The sequence below is a fragment of the Desulfosporosinus sp. OT genome, from assembly GCF_000224515.1.
Taxonomy (GTDB): domain Bacteria; phylum Bacillota; class Desulfitobacteriia; order Desulfitobacteriales; family Desulfitobacteriaceae; genus Desulfosporosinus.
Map to the genome: position 1 here is coordinate 1 of NZ_AGAF01000136.1, position 11,038 is coordinate 11,038.

An 11,038-nucleotide genomic window follows, 5' to 3' on the forward strand; every position below is an offset into this window, starting at 1 on the left:
ACTTACCCCACCTTCCCGCTGAACTTATTCGACTGCTTAGAACGCGCAATCATATCCCAAAGTAATTCTTCGCGCTGATAGGCTGCATTTTCAAACTCTAGGGAGAGTTTCAGCGCGCCGGTCGGACAAGCCTCGGTGCATAACCCACACAAAAGACAGCGGCCAATGTTCATAACATACGTCTTTAAGAGCTTTTTATTGTTCTCATCCTTTTCGCTGGTTAGATCAATGACTTGATTCGGACAAACGTTGACACAAAGTCCGCAAGCAATACACTTCCCAGGTTCAAGAACCATGGAACTCCGCGTCCGGGGAGGCAGACTCGGCTTTACTTCCGGATAAGCTTCTGCAAGATTGGGGCCGACGAAACGTTTGAGTGTAATACTCAAACCTTTTAATAAACCTTTACCAAACACGCTTTTACCCTCCAATCCGCAAACTGAGCAACTCGTAAAAATAAATACCAATCCCTGTTAAGAAAATGTTCGCCAAGGATAAAGGAAGCAGGATTTTCCAGGCAAAATGCATCAGATGATCGATTCTCATCCGGACAAAGGTCCAGCGAATCCACATCATCAGGAAAATGACTGACCAGATTTTGAGAATGAACCAGAGCCAGCCCGGCAGGAAGCCAGGGCCATTCCAGCCACCCAGAAACAGCGAAACAGCAATTACCGATGTAGCCACCACATTACCATATTCGGCGAGCATGAACAGTCCCCACCGGAGCCCAGAGTACTCTGTGAACGGTCCAGCGACAATCTCCTGCTCTCCTTGAACCTGATCAAAGGGTGCCCTGTTCGTTTCCGCAATACCGGCTATCAAATAAATGACAAAGGCTAAAGGTTGCAGAAAAATGAAGGGAACGGTTTTCTGAGCCTCGATAATCGAGGATAGATTGAAAGTCTGTGTAATCATGACAACCCCTAACAAAGAAAAAAGCAAAGGGATTTCATAACTAATCATCTGGGCTACCGCTCGCAGTCCCCCTAATAAGGAGTATTTGTTATTGGATGCCCACCCCGCCATTAACAGCGCCAAAGTTGATAGAGATGAAATTGCTAAAAAGTAGAAAATTCCCAAATCAAGATTAATTGCTACCATTCTTTTCCCGAACGGAAGCACACCAAAAGCCATCAAGGTAACCCCCACCAGAATCATGGGCGCGATTTTAAAGAGAAATTTATCCGCCCTGGCAGGCGTGATATCTTCCTTACCCAACATTTTTACCGCATCGGCAATAAATTGAAACCAGCCATGTGGCCCTACTCGATTGGGACCGGGTCTTTGAGATACCCAATGGGCAAATTTGCGTTCCACCAAACTGAGAAACAACGCTGCAACAACCATAATCAAAAAGAGCACAATAAACACAATAATATTAATCGTTAAATCAGCACCAAATGAGTGAGAGTCCGCAAACAGGCCGCGGATGGCATCCGCAATATTTACAAACACATTGTTTAAAGCGTCCATTGTTTACTCACCTCTTCCAGTTCCGAAACTCCCGCTTCGCAAAAGCGAGAATTTCATACTCTACATCGGTAGAGATAGACTCCTCCTTCACCGCAAATGTCCTCTTGGGATAAGTGGCTCAGCGAAACCTATCCTCAGCGCAATTGTATTCGTAAAGTGCCGTGCACTTCGGCGATAGTGTCCACCGAACACTATCGTCATCGGAAACTTTCTTACCGAATTCCAGATGTTCAGCTTTGACTGAACAAGTTTACAGCCGATCTCTACTTATCTACTTCCCCCAAAACCAGATCCATCGATGCGAAAATAGTCACAAGATCTTGGATCTTCCAGCCGGCAATTATCTCCGAGAGCATCTGAACGTTGACAAAGGCTCCGGTACGTATCCTTACCCTAGCCGGTTTCGTTGTCCCATTACTCACAAGGTACCAGCCCATTTCGCCCTTAGGGTTCTCAACTCGATGATAAACTCTGCCGGCCGGAGGCTTAATCACCTTAGAAACTTTCGCCATCACAGGCCCGGTTGGGATATCTCTCAAGGCTTGGAGGAGAATCTTTCTGCTCTCCTGAATTTCCAGCAGCCGAAGAAGATGCCGATCATAGGTATCGCAGCCATAGAGCACCGGAATATCAAACTCAAACCGGTCGTAGATACTGTAAGGCTCAGCCTTGCGTACATCATACTTTACCCCAGAGGCCCGGAGATTTGCTCCCGTGATCAGCAGATTTTCTGCCAACTCCTTAGGGAGAATACCTACACTTTTCATGCGCGCTTGAGCAATCTCATTGCCGAAAAAGATCCCAAAGTACTCCTCCATATTCTCGGGCAGATCATCGAGAAAACTCTGCAAGGCAGGCCAAAATTCATCTGGCACATCATGACTAACCCCACCGATACGAAAGTAATTTGGTGTCATACGATTGCCGGCTGTCATTTCAAAAAGGTCGAGAATCCGTTCGCGGTCACGGAAACAATAACTCCAGGGGGTCCAGCCGCAAATATCTAACGACCCACTGGCAATCATTACCAGGTGACTGGCAATCCGCCCCAATTCTGCAAAGATAACGCGGAGGTACTCCGCCCGTTCGGGAACTTCCAGGTCCATCAATTTTTCAACCGCTTGGACGTAACCAAGACTGTTATGCGGACCTGCCAGATAATCCAAACGGTCCGTGTACGGAATAAACTGAGTATACGTGCGGCTTTCCGCCATTTTTTCCAAACCACGATGGAGATACCCAATTTTGGGTTCAACTTTAGTGACAACTTCGCCATCCAAATGGACCACCATGCGAAACACGCCATGCGTACTCGGGTGTTGGGGGCCCATGTTCAGTGCATATTCTTGAGTTCCTGCAATTGTCATCGTTACCCCACCTATTCCCCTTCTTTTCTTACTCGCATCACCGCACGTTGTTCGTGACTTTCAATAACATAATCTTTGCGCATGGGATATCCTTCAAAATCATCCCACAAATATATCCGCTTCAAATTTGGGTGTCCTCGGAATTGAAGGCCGAACATATCAAACGCTTCCCGCTCCAAAAAGTCTGCCCCTTTCCAAAGACATGTGGCAGAGTCCAGCACGGGATTATCCCGTTCAACTCGGGCAATAATGCGTAAACGCTGGGGACCGCGCAGACTGGATAATTGGTAAACAACTTCAAGATGATCCTCCAGATCCATTCCGGCTAGGTCATGCAAAAAATCACAAGGTACATCCACAAAGTTCTTGGCACCCGTTAACGCTTCAATGGCCTCAGCGGAATTAATAGTTAATTCGAGTACGCCCAGGCTCTCTCCAACTTCTCCCTTGACCCGAGCCGCCAACTCACCCACTCGCGCTCTCAACACTTCATTTGCCATGCTTCATTAACCTCACTTTGGAGGGATTTTGGATCTTCTGTTTAAGTTGGAGCATCCCATAAATCAAAGCCTCCGGCCTGGGTGGGCAGCCTGGGATATAGACATCAATCGGAATAATACTATCCGCCCCCGGCACCACGGCATAAGAATCGGCAAAGGGCCCTCCCGAGCAAGCACAATTACCCATAGCAATAGCCCATTTAGGCTCCGGCATTTGATCATAGATCCGTCGCGCGACAGGTGCCATTTTCCTGGTCAAAGTTCCTGCCACAATCATTAAATCAGCTTGCCTCGGTGAGGCTTGAAAGACCTCATAACCAAAACGCGATAAGTCATAACGAGCACCTCCTGTCGAGGCCATCTCAATCGCACAACAAGCCAGACCGAATGAATTCGGCCAAAAAGAATGCACTCGACCCCAGTTCAGAAATTTTTCGATGCTGGTCCGCAGGATGTTTTTTTCAGCCGCAACCTCAGCCTCCCGCAGCTCTTTCTCCCTTTTTACATCCACTCCAAAGCACCTTCCTTCCAAGCGTACCAAAAACCGACGATGAGAATGATCATAAACACAAACATTTCAACAAAAGCAAACGCTCCTAGTTTACGAAACATCAAGGCCCAAGGATACAAAAAAATTGTTTCTACATCAAAGGCAGTGAAGACAATAGCATAGAGAAAGTAGTTACTTTTGAATCCAATCCACGCCCTGCCAATTGGCTCGTTACCGCATTCATAGGTCGTTAACTTTTCCCTATGCGGCTTATGGGGTGCCAACAGACTAACCACAGCCATAACCACGATGGGTAAGGCTACTGCAAAGGCAAACAACAATCCTACTGCCGCAAAATTGTCTGACATTTTCAATTCCCTCCCTTTCTCCTAAAGGTTACCGATTCCTTCGTCTACCTGTTTTTAAATTAACTGCTTGAATTCTTTTGAGTTTCTCTTGTAATTTTTTCCCCTCCTTTCTGCACCCTGCATCCTGCTCAGCTCCCAACTGTTTACCACTCATTGGAACGCCATTGCAAAACTGCTAACGTTATATCTTCACCTCTGCTGAAGCCAATTCAAGATTCGAGATTCGAGATTATGTTGAGATGCGTGGTTCGAACTCGAATTGTTTTCGGCAGAAAACAAGATTAACAATTTATCCTTATTCTCCCTACTTCTTGACATACTCAAGGATTTTGGCTTCCACATGGCTTAACCACCGGACATCGGCTTCAGCATGGAACAAGGCCGCATCGGTGAGCAAGCCTGTCATCATATTGTCCCGGTTAATGCCTTTTTTGGTCAGACGGTACTTAGTTTCCGTCAGTTCTCTCATTTGTTCCATATAAATGTGAGTCTGTCGTTCAATTAGTCGGAGCGCAAGCTCCGGATTCTCTCGGTTTGTGAATAATAATTTGATAAAGAGTTCATCGCGTAAAGGGCGAGGTTTGGTAGCCGGTTCCTGGAGCCAACGCTCGAGCTCTTGGACCCCTTTCGAGCTAATATCGTACACTTTCTTGTCTGGGCGGGAATTTTGCTCTTCTTCAGTGCCACTAACAAAACTTTCTTTTTCCAACCTGTCCAAGGTCGTGTAGATTTGTCCGTAATTAAGGTTCCAGAAGTTCCCTATTCGCTCATCAAAAATACTTTTTAGTTCATATCCATGGCGTGGGGCCTCTTTCAAAATACCTAAGATGGCGTGTTTAACCGGCATGACTTACTTCTCCCCTTAATTTTTCTGTATAGTTTTTCTGTTAAAGCTGCATCAACATTACAACTTCATGATTGTCTGGCCCAAGCCCTGTTCCAAGATACTCTAAGCTAATGATTCATGTCTAAAGATCGTATCCATATGCATGGAACCACTTGGGGGCTAAATCAACATTCCTTTCATTTTTCTCCTTTACTCCGAACGCAATGCTTGGACCGGATCAACCTTTGAGGCCAACCAGGCGGGGTACACTGCGCTCAGACCAACTGCCAAAGCCATAGCGAGGGCAACGCCAATATTCCTGGTCCAAGGAATACTTACTTCTAGTACCCACCCAATTGTATTTTTATCAAACATCGTGCCCGAAATCTGGATAATTATTGCCACCGGAATGGCTAGAATAATCCCAGCTAGGAACAACGCCCCCGCTTCAATCATGAACATACTTCTGATTTGCCCACGTGTAAGACCTACAGAACGGAGGGTGCCAATTTCGCGGACCCGCTCCAATACTGAGATCAGCATAGAATTAGCAGTACCCGCCGCTGCTACCAACAGGCTCACGATGACCACTAAGTTAAAGATATCGGTGATCCTTCTTGTCAACTTTAACATGCTGTCCACGTAATCCGACGCCAAAGTCACTTGCACTCGAAAGTCACTTTTCAGATTTGCTTCAAGCCGATTCCGTACCAAGGCCGGAGACACGCCTGGGTCTAAAGCTAACCAAACATAATCAATCGAGTGGTCGCCCCAGTAACGAATATAGTCTTGACGGTTCATATACACACTGCCATTATAGCTATAGAAATCCTTTGTAATACCCGCAATAGCAAACTGAATGGTTCCGGCAGGGGTGGGAATCGCCAGCTTTTCTCCTATGTGCAAACCATAGATTAAAGCCATGGATTGAGAAACCCATATTTGACCTTTCTGTTCCAGAGCGTCTAAGGCTTCTTCCGGCCTTGGCTCGATCACAGGAGGAACGCTAAATTGGCGCCAGTCTGCGATATCGTATAATTGGAGATCAACAAGATTACCCTGCCATTGAATGCCGGTGGTACGTATTCCTGCAACGACTCTTACCCCGTCCACCTTCCGTACTCGTTCTAACAACAATTCCGGTAATCCTACTTGATTGCTGAAGGCGGTCTGCAATCCTTGGGTAATCACGATGTCCGGCGAAATTAAGGCATTACAGTAGCTGACCATTGTCTGGTTAACGCTGGCAAGTATTCCTTGGAAACCGAAAGCCACAGCCAAGCCAAGAAGTATTGGCATCCCGGCAGCCACCGCGCGTCTTGGGGCGCGCCGAAAGGAGTTTATCCCCAGACGGCCTTCCAACCCAAAAAACATTTCAACCAAGGGTTCTAACCTTCGTAAGAATAAGATCAAAATAGGCGGCATCGAGACGGCTGCCCCTATCACTATACCGGATAATGCGGCCTGAAATACTAACGACATGTTGTTTACGCAGGTTAGAATTGCCAAGGACGTAATCATTAGCATAGCGCCAACCAAGACCCGCCACCGAGTGTAACCAAGTTCAGTATTAGAGTATTGGCTGTTCATAGCCTCGATTGGGGCGATACGGGCAGCCTTCCAGGCGGGCAGCCAAGCGGAGATAAGACAGGCCAATACACCAGCAAGCCAGATTATGGCGTAATCAAGCGCTGTAAAACGAATGCGGGGGATGTATACTTTATACACATCACGCAAAGTATCGCTCACTGAGCTCAACAAACCTTGGGCCAAGTAAGTTCCCAAGAGGAGACCAAGTGAACTGCCGATCACCCCGATTAGTAAGACCTGGACTATGATTAATTTGTGAATTTCCCAGCGTTGCCAACCTAAAGCTCGCAGGATACCAAGGTGACAGCGTTGTTCGGATACCGAGACTCGCATGGAATTATTCAGGACATATAAAGCCAGGAACAATCCCATGTACCCATAGACATTATCAAGGCTCTTTAAAAAAATCATCATTTTGTCTGTGTTCTCACTTCGCCTCAAAGGAGTGAGCACTTCTACGCTATTACCCAAGCTTTCTTGTAAGGCTTTTTGCACCGCGTGAACATTCTCATGCGTTTGCAGAACAACACTTATGTACGATAGTTTGCCTTCCAACCCGAAAGCCTTCTGGGCTGTAGTCAGGGGCATAAAGACCACTGCGCCACTATTGGCCCGAGCCACTCCACTGTCTTCTAAGATCCCAACTAAGCTAAAACCCTGCATTCCTTGTATAGTCTGGATCTGCCAGATATCTCCCACTCGTACTGATTTCCCTCGCAGCAATTCCTTGGGAACTGCGATTTCTCGCTGGTCTTTGGCGGGCATGCGGCCTTGCCTTAGGTGATAAGAACGAATTTTTTCATCTTCTCCGGGCACAATGCCCATCACTGTGGTAAATCCCGGCAATTCATTGATTTGCGCGGAGATCTGCACGAAAGGAACCGCCAATTGTACCCCTGCAGTCTTTGGCACTGTAGCCAATAAGTACTCACTCATGCCACCTTGAGGGGCTTTCACCTCCAACTGGGCATTGCCCCCCAGCAAACCTGCTAACTCTCCGGTCACATAATCGATACTACCATGCAACCCTTGCAACGCAACCAAGGCTGCTATTGCTACCGCCACACTCAGGGTGGTTAAAATCGCCCGCAGTTTACGACGCCGAAAATAGGTTAAAGCTAACTTTAGACTCAACAACTCTCTCACCTCGCCGCCGAATCGAGGATTCGCCCATCTTTCAGGGTAATAAGAGCGTGACCATAAGCAGCAACCATCGGATCATGCGTAACCATAATCAGGGTAACTCCCAGGTCTTCAGTGATTTCTTTCAATATAAAGAGCATTTGATCCCCAGTTTTGGAATCTAGGTTACCGGTCGGTTCATCGGCCAGAATAAGCGAAGGATGGTGAATAAGAGCCCGTACAATGGCTATCCTTTGCATTTGACCCCCTGATAATTCTGCCGGATAGTGTTTACGCTGGTTTTCAAGACCCACCCGCTTCAGCCAGTCACTTACCTTCGGCTGCCAAACTGAGCGAGACTCGCCTACCATAAGCAAAGGCAAAGCGGCATTCTCCTCGGCACTCAAAGTAGGGATCAGATTAAATAACTGAAAGACAAAACCAATTTCTTGACGACGAAACAGAGTTAGCTGTTTATCCTTCCAACCGGAGATTGCCCGGCCATTGAGAAACATATCCCCTTGGCTTGGCTTGTCTAAGCCAGCCACTAAATTTAAAAGTGTCGACTTGCCGGACCCACTGGCCCCCATAACTGCCAGGAATTCACCTGCTTTGACTTCTAAGCTCACTTTATCCAGAGCTGCTACCTGTTCTTTGCCCTGGATATAGTGTTTACTCACTTGATCTAGCCTCACCTCACATCCCCTGATTTGGTTTTCTCCCACGGATTCCTTGGTTTTGATCACTGCGGTTTCAACCATAGTTACACCCTCTCTGCCCCTATAGCTAAAAGTATATATCTAGCTAATAGTATATATCCAGAGAGGGTGAACATCAATAGGTAGTTTCCGATAATTTGTGAGCAGCAACGTTAAGAAAGACGTATGAGACTATGGTAAATCAGCTGTAAAATGAAAAATTAAACCTACTTCATGATCTATCGTCTATTCTGGTAAATGCTTAAACACAAACCATACATAGAGTGGCGTGAGCAGATTAATAATCTTATCAAGAATACTAATAAACCTTATTATGACCTTAACCATAATTTGTTAAGACATCAGTCCACAACAATGGATCTTCGATGCCTAAGCGCCAAATGGCAACTCCATGCAGTTGATTTTTCTTAGCACAATCTAACTTTGCACTTAAGCTGCGAACATTTTCTAGATAAATTTCATGACGCACTCCGGCATCGGTAAACGTATAGTGAGGAACTTGTTGTGTTTCATCATACAAAATGCTGACCTTATGTTTCCGCGCTAAATTATTGGCTTGAGCATAAGATATATACGTTGGTGATGTTGGCTTGTTTGACGCCCAGTTGCTGGCATATACAGGCAGGCCTATGACAATTTTTTCTTTGGGAATCTTCCCCGTTGCATATTCAATCACTCGGTTAACCCAACCCTGAGAGGCGATAGGACCTTGAGTCGTACCCACACCATGTTCTTCATAAGTCATTAAGACAACTTCATCAGCTGCTTTACCAATCGCAGCATAATCAAAAGCACCTGACCATGTATCATTTGGATCGTCGTGGTATTTTGCTGGTATCGATACATTAAGAACTTTATCTTTCGCTTTTAGAGCACTCTGCAATTCTTTAATAAATGTAGAGTAATTATTGCGATCAGCCGATGAAATTTTTTCTATATCGATGGTAATACCATCCCAATTTTCTTTGGTTGTTAAGGCAAGCAGATTGTTGATAAAGCTTTTACGAACTACTGGATTCGCCAAGACCTGATGAGCTACTTGTGGATCAAATTGCTTTTCACTCAAATTATGAACTAATGCGTAAACTTTCACTCCTCCTTTCTGAGCTATTTCCTTAATGCTTAAATCAACATTCGCATTCTTAACTTTGCCTGTTCCATCGAAGGAATACCAGAAAAATGCTAGTTCATCAATGGCTTTAATGTGTTTGATCACGGATTGCTTTGCCTTTGATTCGACACTTCCTAAGTCAGTATAAAAACCTAAAACAACACGTTTCTCTGAGCCTAAAACATCTTTACGGGAAGCCTCAGCTTGTGGAGGTTTGTCTTTGTCACCTTTATGAGATGGGGACGATGACTGCGGTGTAGGCTGAGCGCCTGCACAACCGAGCAGCGCTGAACCTAATATTATAAAGGATACAATAAATAAAGTCAGGTACCGTTTCATGCTTTCACTCCTTCGTCATTTCGGTAACTGACTTATATTTTATCCTCTTCATTTTTCCTTATGTATGAACCTCTGCAATGACTCTCTCTTCCATTGCATATTCCCTACGTACCACGACACGATAAAGATATAATCCTAATCCGCGCTGTGAGTACTGTTTCACCTGTAGAGTTTAGTAAAAATCAACCAAATAAATGTATAAACGAGAAGGATTCTGGCTGGAGAGAGAGAAAGTATATTGAATTGTGTAAAATTTACCCAAATCCTTTTCCACCAGAATAGTCAGATTAAGATTAGGGGCAGAAGGACGGTAGTGGTTTATGGTTAGTAACAGTGAACCGCATAGGATAACATCGGGAGGAGGGTTTCGTTTAAATTCTCCCCTTGACAAATTGCATATTGCAGAGATTATTGAGTTTCTTCCCGATGCCACCTTCGTCTTAGACGAACAAAGACGAGTTGTAGCCTGGAACCGGGCGATGGAGGCTATGACCGGGATTAAGAAGCAGGACATAATTGGACATGGTGATTGTCGCTATATGATTCCTTTTTACGGTGAGCCGCTTTCCGGTTTGATTGACCTCGTCTTCGATTATGATGAAAAAATTTCCGCAAAATACGATTTCGTGGAACGAGATGGATACGTATTACGTGTTGAGATATATATCCCAACATTATATTGCGGCCGAGGAGCCTATTTATGGGCAGCGGCGTCTCCTTTGTTCGATGAGGAAGGCCGCGTAATCGGTGCCTTCGAATCAATTCGGGACATTACCAAACGTATAGAAATGGAACAAGAGATTAAACGTCACCATGACGAACTGCAAACCCTCGTCGAGGAAAGAACGCGAGAGTTGCAAGAGCGAACCCGGGAGTTGTCAGAAGTTAATATCCAACTAAGAAAAGAAGTTAGCGAGCATCGGAAAACGGAAAAAACCTTGCGGGAAGTAAACCAGCGTTTGACTGACATAATAGAATTTTTGCCTGATGCCACTGTAGTAGTTGACCAGGATAAAAGGATTATCGCCTGGAACAGGGCGATGGTGGAGCAATCTGGAGTGCCAAAAGAGGATATGTTAGGTAAAAGCAACCGTGCTTTGAGCCTTGCCTTCTACGGCATTGAGAGGCCC

The 11,038-nt window shown here is 45.6% G+C and carries 11 protein-coding genes; 1 reads left to right on the plus strand and 10 read right to left on the minus strand.

What is annotated here, in order from left to right; translation table 11 throughout:
* Positions 1-2: 2 nt before the first annotated feature.
* The 10 genes from DOT_RS12595 to DOT_RS12640 form a co-directional block, all read right to left on the minus strand.
* Positions 3-416 carry an NADH-quinone oxidoreductase subunit I gene (locus DOT_RS12595; protein ID WP_040412096.1) on the minus strand — a complete coding sequence of 138 codons (414 nt, stop codon included), beginning with the start codon at positions 414-416 and terminating at the stop codon, positions 3-5.
* Positions 417-420: 4 nt separating this feature from the next.
* Positions 421-1,476: an NADH-quinone oxidoreductase subunit NuoH gene (gene nuoH / locus DOT_RS12600; protein ID WP_009619103.1), complete on the minus strand. Its 1,056-nt coding sequence runs from the start codon at positions 1,474-1,476 to the stop codon at positions 421-423.
* Between the two features lie 263 nt (positions 1,477-1,739).
* Positions 1,740-2,843, minus strand: a complete 1,104-nt coding sequence (locus tag DOT_RS12605; RefSeq protein WP_009619105.1) for an NADH-quinone oxidoreductase subunit D — start codon at positions 2,841-2,843, stop codon at positions 1,740-1,742.
* Positions 2,844-2,854: 11 nt separating this feature from the next.
* Positions 2,855-3,343, minus strand: coding sequence for an NADH-quinone oxidoreductase subunit C (locus DOT_RS12610; protein ID WP_009619107.1), 489 nt, complete (start codon positions 3,341-3,343; stop codon positions 2,855-2,857).
* The gene (locus DOT_RS12615) at positions 3,333-3,854 is read right to left on the minus strand and encodes an NADH-quinone oxidoreductase subunit B (protein ID WP_009619109.1); all 522 of its coding nucleotides are present in this window, start codon (positions 3,852-3,854) and stop codon (positions 3,333-3,335) included. Before DOT_RS12615 ends, DOT_RS12610 begins: the two co-directional genes overlap by 11 nt.
* Entirely contained in the window at positions 3,845-4,201 is a 357-nt protein-coding gene (locus DOT_RS12620; RefSeq protein ID WP_009619110.1) for an NADH-quinone oxidoreductase subunit A, read from the minus strand. Before DOT_RS12620 ends, DOT_RS12615 begins: the two co-directional genes overlap by 10 nt.
* A gap of 304 nt (positions 4,202-4,505) precedes the next feature.
* The gene (locus DOT_RS12625) at positions 4,506-5,048 is read right to left on the minus strand and encodes a helix-turn-helix transcriptional regulator (protein WP_009619112.1); all 543 of its coding nucleotides are present in this window, start codon (positions 5,046-5,048) and stop codon (positions 4,506-4,508) included.
* 189 nt (positions 5,049-5,237) lie between these two features.
* A complete protein-coding gene (locus DOT_RS12630; protein ID WP_242833829.1) occupies positions 5,238-7,751 on the minus strand; it encodes an FtsX-like permease family protein in 2,514 nt (837 codons plus the stop codon).
* Positions 7,752-7,759: 8 nt separating this feature from the next.
* Positions 7,760-8,500 carry an ABC transporter ATP-binding protein gene (locus DOT_RS12635; RefSeq protein WP_009619124.1) on the minus strand — a complete coding sequence of 247 codons (741 nt, stop codon included), beginning with the start codon at positions 8,498-8,500 and terminating at the stop codon, positions 7,760-7,762.
* 277 nt (positions 8,501-8,777) lie between these two features.
* Positions 8,778-9,908: a glycosyl hydrolase family 18 protein gene (locus DOT_RS12640; protein ID WP_009619127.1), complete on the minus strand. Its 1,131-nt coding sequence runs from the start codon at positions 9,906-9,908 to the stop codon at positions 8,778-8,780.
* A 320-nt stretch (positions 9,909-10,228) separates the two neighbouring features.
* On the opposite strand from DOT_RS12640, the gene DOT_RS12645 reads away from it, so the two are divergent.
* Positions 10,229-11,038, plus strand: an 810-nt coding sequence (locus DOT_RS12645) for a PAS domain S-box protein (protein ID WP_009619129.1), incomplete at its 3' end; no start/stop codon positions are given.